This is a genomic window from Nocardioides sp., assembly GCF_044226305.1.
Taxonomy (GTDB): Bacteria; Actinomycetota; Actinomycetes; order Propionibacteriales; family Nocardioidaceae; genus Nocardioides.
This window is the reverse complement of record NZ_JBGAHF010000022.1, coordinates 38660-53139: the sequence shown is the minus strand read 5'-3', so window position 1 is coordinate 53139 and position 14480 is coordinate 38660. Positions and strand designations below refer to the sequence as shown.

Sequence of the window (14480 nt, the reverse complement as noted above, 5' to 3'; positions counted from 1 at the left end):
CCCGCCCGCCCCGGCGCCGTTCTCGTTTGTTGCGGACCCCAGACGGGAGAATGCGTTGAGCACGACTGACAAGTTCGTCCAGATGGTCATCGCCATCGTGCTGTTCTACGCCGTGATGGCGACCATCTTGCTGGTCACCCAACGGTTGCGGTCCCGGTCCGGCGAGCGGGTCCAGGCCGCGGCCTTCCTCGGCCCCTCGCTGCTGCTGATCGGCATCGGCCTGCTCTACCCCGCGATCGTGACCATGTGGCAGTCGCTGCACGGCGCCGCGCTCTTCGACCCGCCGTTCGTCGGGCTCGACAACTACAAGAACCTCTTCACCGACCCGACCCAGGTGAAGGTCCTGCGCAACACCCTGCTCTGGGTGATCCTCACCCCGCTCTTCTCCACCGGCTTCGGCCTCATCTACGCGGTCATCATCGACCGCGCCCGGTTCGAGAAGTTCGCCAAGGCACTGATCTTCATGCCGGTGGCGATCTCGCTGGTCGCGGCCTCGATCATCTGGAAGTTCGTCTACGACTACAAGGGCGGCACCGGCCCCAACACCCAGCAGATCGGCCTGCTCAACCAGATCCTGGTCTGGCTGCACCTCGAGCCCTACAACTTCCTGCTGTCGCCGCCGTGGAACACGCTCTTCCTCATCGTGATCCTGATCTGGATCCAGACCGGCTTCGCGATGACGATCCTCTCGGCCTCCATCAAGGCCATCCCCGACGACATCGTCGAGGCGGCGCGGCTCGACGGCGTCGGTGGCTGGAAGATGTTCCGCTACATCACCGTGCCGAGCATCCGCCCGTCCCTGATCGTCGTGCTCACGACGATCACGATCGCCACCCTCAAGGTCTTCGACATCGTCCAGACCGCCACGGGCGGCAACTTCGACACCAGTGTCCTGGCCTACGAGTTCTACCGGCAGAACTTCGTCGCCGGTGACCAGGGCCTGGCCACCGCGATCGCCGTCGTCATCTTCCTGCTGGTGACGCCGGTCGTGATCTACAACATCCGCCAGATGCGAAGGATTGAGGGCCGATGAGCAACTTCCTCACCGACGTCACGCTCACGGATCCCCCGCCGGAGCCGGAGCCGGACCAGTCCACGAAGCCGCAGCGCACCGCCTCCCAGGCGGCGGCCGCCGGCCTGTCCAGCCGGTGGGCCTCCCTCGCCGCGGTCGTCATCGCCGTGGTCTGGACGATCCCCACCGTCGGCCTGCTGATCTCGTCCTTCCGACCCGAGGAGGACGTGAAGAGCAGCGGCTGGTGGACGGTCTTCACCGACCCCGCGTTCACGCTGCAGAACTACCAGGACGTGCTCAACGGCGGGTCCTCCGGCGACGGGCTGTCGACCAACCTGGTCAACTCCATCGTCATCACGATCCCGGCGGTGCTGATCCCGATCAGCCTCGCGACCCTGGCGGCCTACGCGTTCGCCTGGATGGACTTCCGCGGCAAGTACGTCCTGTTCATCGCGGTCTTCGCACTCCAGATCGTGCCGATCCAGGTCACCCTGGTCCCGCTCCTCAAGCTGTACGTCGACCCGCCGTTCAACCTGATGCCGCTGGCCGGACGGGACGCGCCGGCGGGCGGGCTCTACGAGCTGTGGCTCTCCCACACGATCTTCGCGCTGCCACTGGCGATCTTCCTGCTCCACAACTTCATGCGGGAGATCCCCGGCGAGCTGATCGAGTCCGCCCGGGTGGACGGGGCCGGACACGTGCAGATCTTCTCGCGGATCATGCTGCCCCTGATGATGCCGGCGATCGCGGCGTTCGCGATCTTCCAGTTCCTCTGGGTCTGGAACGACCTGCTGGTCGCGCTGGTGTTCAGCTCGCCGGAGGTCTCGCCGATGACGGTGAAGCTGGTCAGCCTCGTGGGTGAGCGTGGTCAGGACTGGCAGCTGCTGGCCTCCGGCGCGTTCATCTCGCTGGTCATCCCGCTGATCGTGTTCCTGTCGCTGCAGCGCTACTTCGTGCGCGGCCTGCTGGCCGGCAGCGTCAAGGGCTAGGCGGGGAGTCGACCGTGGGCCGGGACCCGGACGTCAGCTGGGAGGCGAGCCAGTGGTAGGACGCCTTCGGCGTCCGGGTCCGGTCCTTCGGGTCGACGTGGACGATCCCGAAGGTCTTGGTGTAGCCCTCGGCCCACTCGAAGTTGTCGAGCAGCGTCCACACGATGTAGGCCCGCACGTCCGCGCCCGCGGCGCGCGCCCGCTCGGTGGCGGCGACGTGGTCGCGCAGGTAGCCGATCCGGTCCTGGTCGTCGACGACGCCGTCCGTCACGGGGTCGGGGTACGCCGCACCGTTCTCCGTGACCAGCAGCGGCAGCCCGGTCCGTCGGTGCGTCTCGACGAGCAGCTCCTCGAGGCCCGAGGCGTCGACCTCCCAGCCGATGTCGGTGCGCGGCTCGCGCACGACGAAGGAGACCGGGGTGGCGCCCGGGTAGGCCTCGACCTCGGGGTGCCGGGCCACGGTCGGGTCGGCGAGGGTCGGACGGAACGGCGTGTAGTAGTTGATCCCGATCCAGTCGGCCGAGCCCCGGACGAGCGCCAGGTCACCGTCGCGCACCAGCCCCGGGTCGGCCAGCTCCGGAGCCACCCGCACCAGGCCCTCGTCGTACGCGCCGTCGACGAGGGGGCCGAGCCACACCCGGTTGCGGACGGCGTCGAGCTCGTCGGCGGCACCGGCCGCCTCCGGGGTCTCCGGCCAGTACGGCGCCAGGTTGAGCACCACGCCGAGGTCGGTCACGCCGGCCTCGTGCAGGCGTGCGGCGGCCAGGCCGTGCGCCAGGTTGAGGTGGTGGGCGGCGCGGTGGCCGGCACCGCCCTCCCGGCGGCCGGGTGCGTGCACGCCGGCCGCGTAGCCGAGGTACGCCGCGCACCAGGGCTCGTTGTGGGTCGCCCAGACGTGCACGCGGTCGCCGAGGCGCTCGTGGACCACCGCCGCGTAGTCGGCGAACGCCTCGGCCGTCGAGCGCTCCGGCCAGCCGCCGCGGTCCTCGAGGGCCTGGGGCAGGTCCCAGTGGTAGAGCGTGGCGGTCGGCTGCACCCCCCGCGCGAGCGCGGCGTCGACGAGCCGGTCGTAGTAGTCCAGGCCGCGCTGCTCGACCCGGCCGGTGCCCTCGGGCAGTACCCGCGGCCAGGCGACCGAGAACCGGTACCACCCGACGCCGAGGTCCCGCACCAGGTCGAGGTCCTCGGCGTACCGGTGGTAGGAGTCGCAGGCGACCGCGCCGTCCCGGCCGTCGCGGACCGCTCCGGGGCGGGCCGCGAAGGTGTCCCAGATCGAGGCGCCGCGCCCGTCCTCGGTGGTGGCGCCCTCGATCTGGTAGGCCGCGGTGGCGACGCCGAAGTCGAGCGTGGATCCGTCGGGGAGGTGCTGGGTCATGGGCACCAACCTAACCTCCGGCCGGTCGGAGTGGGAGCGTTCCCACGATGACCGGGATCAAGGACGTCGCCCGCGAGGTCGAGACGTCCACCGCCACCGTGTCGCGGGCCCTGCGCGGCCTGCCCGGGGTCTCCGACGACACCCGCGCGAAGGTCATGGAGACCGCGCGCCGGCTGGGCTACGTGCCCTCTCCCGGCGCCGCCGCGCTGGCCAGCGGCAAGACGCGGACCGTCGCCGTGGTCGTGCCCTGGGTGACCCGCTGGTTCTTCGCCGCCGTGGTCGAGGGCGCCGAGGAGGTCCTGCGCCAGCGCGGCTACGACCTGCTGCTCTACAACCTCGCCGGCGACGAGGCGGCCCGGCACCGGGTCTTCGAGACCAGCCTGCTCACCAAGCGGGTCGACGCGGTGCTGGTCCTCAGCCTCAAGCCCAGCAGCGACGAGCTGGCCCGCCTGGAGAAGCTCGGCCGCCCGGTCACGGTGGTCGGCGCCGACGTGCCCGGGTGGGCGACCGTGCGCATCGACGACGAGGCGGCCGCGCGCTGCGCCACGCAGCACCTGCTCGACCTCGGCCACCGCCGGATCGGGTACGTCGGCGGTGCGATCGACGGCGTGCTGGACTTCACCGCCCCGGCGGCCCGGGTGGCGGGGTTCCGCGACACGCTCGCCGAGGCCGGCATCGAGCCGGACGTGGGGCTCGAGACCGAGGGCGAGTTCACGGTCGCCGGCGGGATGCGAGCCGGCGTCGAGCTGCTGGCCCGGCCGGACCGGCCGACGGCGATCTTCGCCGCCTCCGACGAGATGGCGTTCGGCGTGCTGCGGGCCGCCCGCGAACGCGGGCTGCGGGTCCCCGAGGACGTGTCGGTCATCGGGATCGACGACCACGAGATGTCGGAGATCTTCGAGCTGACGACCGTCGCGCAGCCGGTGCGCGAGCAGGGCCGGGTGGCCGCCCAGCAGGTGCTGGCCGCCCTCACCGCCCAGCACTGGCTGCCCGAGCAGGTCGTGCTGCCGACCCGGCTGGTCGTGCGGCACACGACCGCACCGCCGTGCGACCGGGCGCCCCTCAGCGAGGACGCCGGACGTACCTGAGGTCGGTGATCTCCCGGCCAGCTTCGAGGCCCTTGCGCTCGAACCGGGTGACCGGCCGCTCGTCCCAGCGCGCCGTCGGTCCACCCTCGAGCAGCGGCTCAACGTCGAGCGCCTCCACCATCTGCGTGGCGTAGTCGGCCCAGTCGGTCGCCAGCCGCCATTCCGCACCGGGACGGAGCCGGGTCGCCGCGAGGTGCGCGAACGTCCGGGTCACCAACCGGCGCTTGTGGTGCCGGGTCTTCGGCCAGGGGTCCGGGAAGAATGTCCAGAGCGCGGCGAGGCTGTCCGGGCCGAGGAGGTGCTCCATCGACCAGATCGCGTCGACGCTGAGCAGCCGGACGTTGGTGAGACCGGCCTCGCCCAGCCGCCCGAGCGTGTCCGCGACGCCGGGTCGCCAGACCTCGAACGCGACCACGTCGTGGTCGGGACGGGCCGCCGCGAGGGCCACCGTCGACTCCCCGATCCCAGAGCCGATCTCGACCGCGAGCGGCGCCTCGCGCCCGAACAGGTCCGCCAGCGAGAAGCCCGGGTCGTCGACCGCCTCGTCGGGGACCCACCACCGCTCGGCGTACGTCGCCCAGGCCTCGGCCTGGCGCGGGGTGAACCGGCTGCCCCGCCGGGAGTAGGTGAGGACCTCCCGCATCCGGCGGCCGTCCTCGGTGAGGCGGTGGTGCGGGCGCGCCGGTCTGACGGTCTCCTCGGGCATGGCTCTATCTTCCCAACATGACCGATCGAACTCGACTCGCCGCCCTCCGCGCCGCCGAGGAGGCCCGCTTCGCCGACCAGCACCCTCGGTCGGCCGCCCTGGCCGGGCAGGCGCGCGAGCACCTGCTGGCCGGGGTGCCCATGCCGTGGATGACCCGCTGGCCGGGTCGGTTCCCGGTCTTCTTCGACACGGCCGCGGGTGCGCGGCTCACCGACGTCGACGGCGTCGAGTACGTCGACCTCTGCCTCGGCGACACCGGCGCGATGACCGGCCACGCGCTGCCGCAGGTGACCGAGGCGCTCACGGCGCGGGCCGCGCGCGGCATCACGACGATGCTGCCGTCGGCCGACGCCGTCTGGGTCGGCGAGGAGCTCGCCCGGCGCTTCGGGCTGCCGGCCTGGCAGCTCGCGATGTCGGCGACCGACGCCAACCGGTTCGTGCTGCGCTTCGCGCGGTACCTCACCGGACGGCCCCGGGTGGCGGTGATGGACTGGTGCTACCACGGCACGGTCGACGAGACCCTCGCCGTGCTCGACGGCGACCAGGTCGTGCCGCGTCCGGGCGCGCTCGGGCCGCAGGTGGCGGTCTCGGAGACCACCGCCGTGGTGCCGTTCAACGACGCCGACGCGCTGGACCGACGGCTGGCCGAGGGCGACGTCGCCTGCCTGCTGATGGAGCCGGCGCTCACCAACATCGGCATCGTGCTGCCCGAGCCGGGCTACCTCGACGCGGTCCGCGAGATCACCCGTCGCCACGACGTGCTGCTCGTCATCGACGAGACGCACACGCTCTGCGCCGGGCCCGGCGGCGCCACGGTCGCCTGGGGCCTCGAGCCCGACCTGCTCGTGGTGGGCAAGCCGATCGGCGGCGGCATCCCCTGCGCGGCGTACGGCATGACCGCCGAGGTGGCCGAGCGTCTCTCCGCGCCGATGCTGGGCCACGAGATCGACGTCGCCGGCGTCGGCGGCACCCTCACCGGGAACGCCCTCGCCCTGGCCGCGATCCGGGCCACGCTGTCGAGCTGCCTGCGCGAGGAGGACTTCGCGGTCGCCGTTCCCCTGGCCGAGCGGTTCACCGACGGCGTCGCCGGCGTGATCGCCGAGCACGACCTGCCTTGGCACGTGCAGCGGCTCGGCTGCCGGGCGGAGTACTGGTTCTGCCCGCCCCCGCGCGACGGCGCCGCCGCCGCGGCGGCGGTCGACGAGGAGCTCGAGGGCTTCTTCCACCTGTGGTGCCTCAACCGGGGCGTGCTGCTGACGCCGTTCCACAACATGGCGCTCTTCAGCCCCCACCACACCGAGGCCGACGTCGACCGGCACACCGAGGTCTTCGCCGAGGCGGTCGCGGCGCTGGTGTCCTGACCGCGAGTCGGCGCCCCGGGGACGGCGAAGGGCCCCGCCGGCCGCTTTCGCGGCCGACGGGGCCCTCACGATGAGTCAGGCGATCACTTGGTGATCTTGGTGACCCGGCCGGCGCCGACGGTGCGGCCGCCCTCGCGGATGGCGAAGCGCAGGCCCTCCTCCATGGCGATCGGCTGGATCAGCTCGACCGACATCTCGGTGTTGTCGCCGGGCATGACCATCTCGGTGCCCTCGGGCAGGGTCACGACACCGGTCACGTCCGTGGTCCGGAAGTAGAACTGCGGACGGTAGTTGTTGAAGAACGGCGTGTGACGGCCGCCCTCCTCCTTCGAGAGGATGTAGACCGAGGCCTCGAAGTTGGTGTGCGGGGTCGTGGTGCCCGGCTTCGCCAGGACCATGCCGCGCTCGACGTCCTCGCGCTTGGTGCCGCGGAGGAGCAGACCGACGTTCTCGCCGGCCTGGCCCTCGTCGAGCAGCTTGCGGAACATCTCGACACCGGTGACCGTGGTCTTGGCCGAGGTGTCGCGGATGCCGAGGATCTCGATCTCCTCGTTCACCTTGACGATGCCGCGCTCGATGCGGCCGGTGACGACGGTGCCACGACCGGTGATCGTGAAGACGTCCTCGACGGGCATCAGGAACGGCTTCTCGGTGTCGCGCTCCGGGGTCGGGATGTACTCGTCGACCGCGGTCATCAGCTCGAAGACCGACTCGCCCCACTTCTCGTCGCCGTTCAGCGCCGGGAAGGCGGCCACGCGCACGACCGGGATGTCGTCGCCCGGGAACTCGTACTCGGAGAGGAGCTCGCGCACCTCCATCTCGACGAGCTCGATGAGCTCCTCGTCGTCGACCATGTCGCACTTGTTGAGCGCGACGACCAGCGCCGGCACGCCGACCTGGCGGGCGAGCAGCACGTGCTCACGCGTCTGCGGCATCGGGCCGTCGGTCGCGGCGACCACCAGGATCGCGCCGTCCATCTGCGCGGCACCGGTGATCATGTTCTTGATGTAGTCCGCGTGACCCGGGCAGTCGACGTGCGCGTAGTGACGCGCCTCGGTCTGGTACTCGACGTGCGCGATGGAGATGGTGATACCGCGCTGACGCTCCTCGGGAGCCTTGTCGATCTCGTCGAACGGCGTGAACGGGTTCAGGTCCGGGTACTTGTCGTGCAGGACCTTGGTGATCGCGGCAGTCAGGGTCGTCTTGCCGTGGTCGATGTGACCGATCGTGCCGATGTTGACGTGCGGCTTGGTCCGCTCGAACTTCGCCTTAGCCACTGTGGGCTCCTCCTGGTTGATGTGTTACTTGACTCGTACTGGCTGGTTGTACTGCCGAGGGTCCGGGCTGGTTACTCGCCGCGAACCTTCTTGATGATCTCGTCGGCGATGTTCGTGGGAACCTCGGCGTACGAGTCGAACTCCATCGAGTACGAAGCCTGGCCGGAGGTCTTGGACCTCAGGTCGCCAACGTACCCGAACATCTCGGACAGCGGCACGAGGGCGTTGACGACCATGTCGCCGTGACGCTCCTCCTGTGCCTGGATCTGGCCGCGACGGCTGTTGATGTCGCCGATGACGGTGCCGAGGAACGACTCGGGGGTCGTCACCTCCACCGCGAACATCGGCTCCAGCAGCACCGGCTTGGCCATCCGGGCGGCCTCCTTGAAGGCCTGGTTTCCGGCGATCTTGAACGCGAGCTCCGAGGAGTCCACGTCGTGGTAGGCGCCGTCCTCGAGGGTGAACTTCACGTCGACCATCGGGTAGCCGGCGAGCACGCCGAACTCCATGGCGTCCTGGCCGCCCTGGTCGACCGACGGGATGTACTCGCGCGGCACGCGACCACCCGACACGTTGTTCACGAACTCGTAGCCCGCACCGGTGCCCGTCTCGGGGTCGATGTTGGGCGCGAGCGAGACGACGACCTTCGCGAACTGACCCGAACCACCGGTCTGCTTCTTGTGGGTGTAGCTGTGGTTCGTGACCTCCTTGCGGACGGTCTCGCGGTAGGCGACCTGCGGCTTGCCGACGGTGGCCTCGACGCGGAACTCGCGCTTCATCCGGTCGACGAGGATCTCCAGGTGGAGCTCGCCCATGCCGGCGATGATCGTCTGGCCGGTCTCCTCGTCGGACTTGACCGTGAAGGTCGGGTCCTCGTCGGAGAGGCGCTGGATCGCCATGCCCAGCTTCTCCTGGTCGCTCTTCGTCTTGGGCTCGATCGCGACCTCGATCACCGGGGCCGGGAACGTCATCGACTCGAGGACGACCTGGTGCTGCGGGTCGCACAGGGTGTGACCGGTCTTGGTGTCCTTCAGGCCCATCACGGCGACGATCTGGCCGGCGCCGACCGACGCGATCTCCTCACGCTTGTTCGCGTGCATCTGGTAGACCTTGCCGATCCGCTCCTTGCGGCCGTTGACCGAGTTGACCACGGTCGAGCCGGCCTCGAGCTTGCCGGAGTAGACCCGGACGTAGATCAGCTTGCCGAGGTGCGGGTCCGAGGCGATCTTGTAGGCCAGGCCGGAGAACGGCTCCGCGTCGGACGGCTTGCGGGAGATCTGCTCCTCCTCGTCCTTGACGGAGTGGCCGATGATCTCGCCGATGTCGAGCGGCGACGGGAGGTACTTGACGACCGCGTCGAGCAGGGGCTGGACGCCCTTGTTCTTGAACGCGGTGCCGCACAGGACCGGGTTGAGCTTGTCGGCCAGGGTGGCGCGACGGATCGCGGCCTCGAGCTCCTCGACGCTGAAGTCGCCCTCGTCGAGGAACTTCTCCATGATCGCGTCGTCGGCGTCGGCCAGCGTCTCGAGCAGCTTCTCGCGGTACTCGGCGGCCTGCTCGGCCAGCTCCGCGGGGATCTCCTCGACGGTGTAGTCCTCACCCATGGTGGTCTCGCCGCGCCAGGTGAGCGCGCGCATGCCGACCAGGTCGACGACCCCGAGGAAGTCGGACTCGGCGCCGATCGGCAGCTGGAGGACCAGCGGGGTGGAGTTGAGGCGCTCGACCATCATGTCGACGCAGCGGAAGAAGTCCGCGCCGGTGCGGTCCAGCTTGTTGACGAAGCACATCCGGGGCACGGAGTACTTGTTCGCCTGGCGCCACACCGTCATCGTCTGCGGCTCGACGCCGGCCACCCCGTCGAACACGGCGACGGCACCGTCGAGGACGCGCAGCGAGCGCTCGACCTCGGCGGTGAAGTCCACGTGACCGGGGGTGTCGATGATGTTGATCTGGTGGTCCTTCCACCAGCAGGTCGTCGCGGCGGACGTGATCGTGATGCCGCGCTCCTGCTCCTGCTCCATCCAGTCCATCGTGGCTGCGCCCTCGTGGACCTCACCGATCTTGTAGGTGATGCCGGTGTAGAACAGGATGCGCTCGGTGGTGGTGGTCTTGCCGGCGTCGATGTGCGCCATGATGCCGATGTTGCGGACCTTGTTGAGGTCCGTCGTGATGTCGACAGCCACTGTTGTCAGCGTTCCTTAGAAAGTCGGGGTTGCCGGTGGGACGCCGGCGACCTGGTGGGGCCGCCGGCGCCGGTGGTCACCAGCGGTAGTGGGCGAAGGCCTTGTTCGACTCGGCCATCTTGTGGGTGTCCTCGCGCTTCTTCACCGCGGCACCGAGGCCGTTCGAGGCGTCGAGGATCTCGTTCATGAGGCGCTCGTGCATGGTCTTCTCACGACGGTCGGCCGCGTAGCCGACGAGCCAGCGCAGCGCGAGCGTGGTGCCGCGCGTGCCCTTGACCTCGATCGGGACCTGGTAGGTCGCACCGCCGACGCGGCGGGACTTGACCTCGATGGCCGGCTTCACGTTGTCGAGCGCACGCTTCAGCGTGACGACCGGGTCGGTGCCGGTCTTCTCGCGGCAGCCCTCGAGCGCGGTGTAGACGATGCGCTGCGCGACCTGCTTCTTGCCGTCCTGCAGCACCTTGGAGACGAGCTGGGAGACCAGCTGCGACCCGTAGACCGGGTCGATGTCGATCGGCCGCTTGGGAGCGGGACCCTTGCGCGGCATATCAGCTCTTCTCCTTCTTGGCGCCGTAGCGGCTGCGAGCCTGCTTGCGGTTCTTCACGCCCTGGGTGTCGAGCGTGCCGCGGATGATCTTGTAGCGGACACCGGGAAGGTCCTTCACCCGGCCGCCGCGGACGAGCACGATCGAGTGCTCCTGGAGGTTGTGGCCGACCCCGGGGATGTAGGCGGTGACCTCGACGCCGCTGGACAGGCGCACACGGGCGACCTTGCGCAGGGCGGAGTTCGGCTTCTTCGGGGTGGTCGTGTAGACGCGGGTGCAGACGCCTCGGCGCTGCGGCGAACCCTTCAGGGCGGGCGTCTTGTTCTTCGACACCTTGTCCTGGCGGCCCTTGCGGACCAGCTGGTTGATGGTGGGCACCGGGTGGTTCCCCTTCTTCACTGCTCTCAGTACGAGCGCTCTGCCCGCACGGTGTCGTGCTCCGTGCCTGGATGGTGCTCTCAACTCCCGTTGCTACCCCCGAGGTCGGGCGTGTCGCCCTCTCTCTCCTACGTCAGCGGGAACCGATCGCGGCTTCGTCGACGGGGATCTGCGCGCCGGAGTCGGGGGCCTGATCCCCTGACTGCGTCCGGGCACGCGCAACGGCCTGGTTGTCCCAGACACGAGGAAAAAGACTACCCGGGGCATCTACCGCATGCAAAACGCTGCGGGCGCCACCGCGGAGCCGTCCGTACACGGCGAGCGCCAACCCTACCCCGGCGATCGTCAGCACCCCGCCGATCACCAGGCTCCAGCGCGCCCCGAGGTGCTGCCCGACCCAGCCGATGATCGGCGAGCCCAGCGGCGTCCCGCCCATCACGATCGTCATGTAGAGCGCCATCACCCGGCCGCGCAGGGCGGGGTCGGACTCCAGCTGGATGGTCGCGTTCGCGGAGTTGAGCAGCGTCAGCGTGCAGAAGCCGATGACCGGGCAGAACAGTGCGAAGGCAAGGTACGTCGGCAGCAGCCCGGCCACGATCTCGGCCACCCCGAAGCCGATGGCCGCCCCGACGAGCAGCCGCAGCCGGATCCGGACCCGGCGGGCCGCCATCAGGGCGCCTGTCAGCGAGCCGACGGCCATCGCCGACCCGAGGATGCCGAACTCCCCCGCCCCCTTGCCGAACACCTCGGTGGCCATCAGCGCGGAGGTGATCTGGAAGTTCATGCCGAAGGTGCCCGCGAAGAACACCATGACCAGGATCATCACCATCTTGGGCTGGCTGCGGACGTAGCGGACCCCCTCGAGCAGCGCCCCGGGCACCCGGTCACGGGGCTCGGGCGTGCGCAGGAGCGCGGTGTCCATCCGCTGCAGCTGCGCGATGACCGCGCCGTACGACGCCGCGTTGATGAGGATGACCCAGCCGGTCGCCACCACGCCCCCGCCGAGCGCGCCGATCATCAGGCCGGCGAGCGCGGGGCCGAGGATGCGCGCGGCGTTGAAGCTGGCCGAGTTGAGGCCGACGGCGTTGGTGAGGTCGTCCTGGCCGACCATCTCCGAGACGAACGACTGCCGGGCCGGTCCGTCGAACGCCGCACCGACGCCGAACAGCAGGGCGATGACGTAGACCTGCCAGGTCTGGGCGACCCCGAGCACCGCGATCACCCCCAGCACCAGGGAGGCGAGCGCCATCGTCAGCTGCGTCACCTGGAGGAGGCGACGCTTCGGGAACCGGTCGGCCACCACGCCGGCGTACGGGCTCAGCAACAGCACCGGCAGGAACTGCAGTCCGGTGGTGATGCCGAGCTCGGTGCCGCTGTTCCCGGGCAGCTGGAGGACCAGCCAGTCCTGGGCGACGCGCTGCATCCAGGTGCCGGTGTTCGAGACGACGCTGCCGGCCAGGTACTGCCGGTAGTTGGGGTTGCGGAGGGCGCGGAAGGTGGGGCTCGTGAGGTATCAGTCCTTGGTCAGTCGAGGTGCGAGAGGTTCTCGAGGATGGGGGCCGCCCTGCGGAGGATCGCGCGCTCGTCGGGCGTGAGCTCGCGCAGCCGCTGCGCGAGCCAGGCGTCGCGGCGGGCACGGTCGGCCAGCAGCCGCGACCGGCCCAGGTCGGACAGCTCGACGACCACCTGGCGCCCGTCGGTCTCGTGCGGACGCCGCACGACCTCGCCGCTCTGCTCGAGGCAGTTGACGGTGCGGGTCATCGACGGCGGCTGCACCCGCTCGGCGGCGGCGAGCTCACCGATCGTGAGCGCCCCGCCGTGGCGGTACAGGCACCCGAGCACGGCCATCTGGTTGAGGCTGAGCTCGTTGTCGGGGTGGCGCTCGTTGGCGAGCCGCCGACGCAGGCGCATCACGCTGAGCCGCAGCTCGGACGCGAGGCCCGCGTCGGTGCGGGCGACCTTCTCCACGGTAGGCATACCCTTAGCCTAACTCATTACCTGTGCTAAGCATTCCCGACGAAAGAGGACGGCCGGTCGGGACCGGCCGCCCTCGCTCGCCGTCCGGATCAGGTCAGCCAGTCGGTGATCGGGCTGATGCAGAAGAACACCAGGAACGCCGCCGCGACGCCCCACAGCAGCGGGTGGACCTGGCCGGCCTTGCCGCGAGCGACCTTGATGAGGACGTACGCGATGAAGCCGGCGCCGATGCCGACCGAGATCGAGTACGTGAACGGCATCAGGACGATCGTGAGGAAGGCCGGGATGGCGACCTCGAGGTCGTCCCAGTCGATGCCCTTCACCTGCTGCATCATCAGGAAGCCGACCAGGACGAGCGCCGGGACCGCGGCCTCGGACGGGATGATCGCGACCAGCGGGGCCAGGAAGATCGCGAACAGGAACAGCACGCCGGTCACCACCGACGCCAGGCCCGTGCGCGCACCTTCCCCGACGCCCGAGGCGGACTCGATGTAGGACGTGTTGGACGAGACGCCGGCCGCACCGCCGGCGGAGGCCGCCAGCGAGTCGACGATCAGGATCCGCTTGGTGTTCGGCGGGGTGCCGTCCTCCTGGAGCAGGTTCGCCTCGGCCCCGATGGCCGTCATCGTGCCCATGGTGTCGAAGAAGTCGGCGAGCATGAGCGTGAAGATCAGCAGGAGCGAGGTCACCACGCCGACGCTCTCGAACGACCCGAGCAGGTTGAACTCGCCGAGCGTCCCGAAGTCGGGCGTGGAGACGATGTCGTCGGGCCAGGCCGGGACGTTGAGGCTCCACCCCGTCGGGCTGTCGACGCTCGAGCCCGCGCCGACGATCGACTCGATGATGATCGCCAGCACGGTCGTCGCCGCGATCGAGATCAGGATCGCGCCCTTCACGTGGCGCACCCAGAGCACGATGACCAGCGCCAGCCCGACGGCGAACACGAGCACCGGCCACCCGGCCAGCTGGCCGGTCTGGCCGAGCTGCACCGGCACCGTGGTGTTCGCGGCGTCGGGGATGCGGCGCACGAACCCGGCGTCGACGAAGCCGATGAGCGCGATGAACAGGCCGATGCCGACGGAGATCGCCACCTTGAGCTCGGCCGGCACCGCGTGGAAGACCGCCTCGCGGAAGCCGGTGAGGACCAGGACCAGGATGACCAGACCCTCGATGACCACCAGGCCCATCGCATCGGCCCAGGTCATCTGGCTGGCGATCGAGTACGCGACGAACGCGTTGAGCCCGAGACCGGTGGCCAGCGCGAGCGGGTAGTTCGCCACGACGCCCATGAGGATCGTCATCACCCCGGCCACGAGCGCCGTACCGGCCGCGATCATCGCCAGGTTGGGCACCTCGCCGCCGCCGAGGAGCTGGCCGTCGGAGTCCGGGGCGAAGCCGAGGATCAGCGGGTTCAGCACGATGATGTAGGCCATCGTGAAGAAGGTGACGAATCCGCCTCGGACCTCGCGTCCCACGGTCGAGCCGCGCTCGGTGATCCGGAAGTAACGGTCGATACCGCCGCGCGGGGCGGCTGACGTCAGGTTGCTCACGGCGCGCAAGCATCCCAGACGAACGGCCCCTCGACTAGC

General features: G+C 69.9%; 12 protein-coding genes and 1 pseudogene. 4 read left to right on the top strand and 9 right to left on the bottom strand.

Features of this window, described 5'->3' with window-relative positions:
* Positions 1 to 55 precede the first annotated feature (55 nt).
* Complete coding sequence (locus tag ACILQ5_RS18735) at positions 56 to 1033, top strand: carbohydrate ABC transporter permease (protein ID WP_395659547.1); 978 nt, start codon at positions 56 to 58, stop codon at positions 1031 to 1033.
* Positions 1030 to 2001, top strand: a complete 972-nt coding sequence (locus ACILQ5_RS18730) for a carbohydrate ABC transporter permease (protein ID WP_395659546.1) — start codon at positions 1030 to 1032, stop codon at positions 1999 to 2001. The genes ACILQ5_RS18735 and ACILQ5_RS18730 overlap by 4 nt, the downstream gene beginning before the upstream one ends.
* On the opposite strand, the gene ACILQ5_RS18725 is transcribed toward ACILQ5_RS18730, so the two are convergent.
* A complete protein-coding gene (locus tag ACILQ5_RS18725; protein WP_395659545.1) occupies positions 1991 to 3376 on the bottom strand; it encodes a GH1 family beta-glucosidase in 1386 nt (461 codons plus the stop codon). The two genes, ACILQ5_RS18730 and ACILQ5_RS18725, sit on opposite strands and share 11 nt — an antisense overlap.
* Before the next feature lie 47 nt (positions 3377 to 3423).
* Between ACILQ5_RS18725 and ACILQ5_RS18720 the strand changes: the two genes are divergently transcribed.
* Entirely contained in the window at positions 3424 to 4464 is a 1041-nt protein-coding gene (locus tag ACILQ5_RS18720) for a LacI family DNA-binding transcriptional regulator (protein ID WP_395659544.1), read from the top strand.
* On the opposite strand, the gene ACILQ5_RS18715 is transcribed toward ACILQ5_RS18720, so the two are convergent.
* A complete protein-coding gene (locus ACILQ5_RS18715; RefSeq protein WP_395659543.1) occupies positions 4439 to 5170 on the bottom strand; it encodes a tRNA (guanine(46)-N(7))-methyltransferase TrmB in 732 nt (243 codons plus the stop codon). The genes ACILQ5_RS18720 and ACILQ5_RS18715 overlap by 26 nt on opposite strands.
* 17 nt (positions 5171 to 5187) lie before the next feature.
* Here ACILQ5_RS18715 and ACILQ5_RS18710 point away from each other — a divergent pair, with 17 nt between their 5' ends.
* A complete protein-coding gene (locus ACILQ5_RS18710) occupies positions 5188 to 6531 on the top strand; it encodes an aspartate aminotransferase family protein (protein WP_395659542.1) in 1344 nt (447 codons plus the stop codon).
* An 83-nt stretch (positions 6532 to 6614) separates the two neighbouring features.
* Here the strand turns inward: ACILQ5_RS18710 and tuf are convergent, their stop codons facing one another.
* From tuf to ACILQ5_RS18675, 7 genes and pseudogenes are all read right to left on the bottom strand, one after another.
* Positions 6615 to 7808, bottom strand: a complete 1194-nt coding sequence (gene tuf, locus ACILQ5_RS18705; RefSeq protein WP_395659541.1) for an elongation factor Tu — start codon at positions 7806 to 7808, stop codon at positions 6615 to 6617.
* A 71-nt stretch (positions 7809 to 7879) separates the two neighbouring features.
* A complete protein-coding gene (gene fusA, locus ACILQ5_RS18700) occupies positions 7880 to 9991 on the bottom strand; it encodes an elongation factor G (protein ID WP_395659540.1) in 2112 nt (703 codons plus the stop codon).
* A 76-nt stretch (positions 9992 to 10067) separates the two neighbouring features.
* A complete protein-coding gene (rpsG, locus tag ACILQ5_RS18695) occupies positions 10068 to 10538 on the bottom strand; it encodes a 30S ribosomal protein S7 (protein ID WP_085873147.1) in 471 nt (156 codons plus the stop codon).
* 1 nt (position 10539) lies between these two features.
* Positions 10540 to 10914, bottom strand: a complete 375-nt coding sequence (gene rpsL, locus ACILQ5_RS18690; RefSeq protein ID WP_028636428.1) for a 30S ribosomal protein S12 — start codon at positions 10912 to 10914, stop codon at positions 10540 to 10542.
* A gap of 133 nt (positions 10915 to 11047) precedes the next feature.
* A pseudogene (locus ACILQ5_RS18685) lies at positions 11048 to 12400 on the bottom strand (MFS transporter); the annotation flags it as partial.
* Between the two features lie 38 nt (positions 12401 to 12438).
* Positions 12439 to 12891, bottom strand: a complete 453-nt coding sequence (locus ACILQ5_RS18680) for a MarR family winged helix-turn-helix transcriptional regulator (protein ID WP_395659539.1) — start codon at positions 12889 to 12891, stop codon at positions 12439 to 12441.
* Between the two features lie 89 nt (positions 12892 to 12980).
* Positions 12981 to 14441 carry an NCS2 family permease gene (locus ACILQ5_RS18675; protein WP_395659538.1) on the bottom strand — a complete coding sequence of 487 codons (1461 nt, stop codon included), beginning with the start codon at positions 14439 to 14441 and terminating at the stop codon, positions 12981 to 12983.
* Positions 14442 to 14480: the final 39 nt, after the last annotated feature.

What these genes read in the sequence shown, in the direction of transcription:
- ACILQ5_RS18730 (WP_395659546.1), top strand. Translation starts at nt 1,030, where the DNA reads ATGAGCAACTTCCTCACCGACGTCACGCTCACGGATCCCCCGCCGGAG.
- ACILQ5_RS18725 (WP_395659545.1), bottom strand. Translation starts at nt 3,376, where the DNA reads ATGACCCAGCACCTCCCCGACGGATCCACGCTCGACTTCGGCGTCGCC.
- ACILQ5_RS18720 (WP_395659544.1), top strand. Translation starts at nt 3,424, where the DNA reads ATGACCGGGATCAAGGACGTCGCCCGCGAGGTCGAGACGTCCACCGCC.
- ACILQ5_RS18715 (WP_395659543.1), bottom strand. Translation starts at nt 5,170, where the DNA reads ATGCCCGAGGAGACCGTCAGACCGGCGCGCCCGCACCACCGCCTCACC.
- ACILQ5_RS18710 (WP_395659542.1), top strand. Translation starts at nt 5,188, where the DNA reads ATGACCGATCGAACTCGACTCGCCGCCCTCCGCGCCGCCGAGGAGGCC.
- rpsG (WP_085873147.1), bottom strand. Translation starts at nt 10,538, where the DNA reads ATGCCGCGCAAGGGTCCCGCTCCCAAGCGGCCGATCGACATCGACCCG.
- ACILQ5_RS18680 (WP_395659539.1), bottom strand. Translation starts at nt 12,891, where the DNA reads ATGCCTACCGTGGAGAAGGTCGCCCGCACCGACGCGGGCCTCGCGTCC.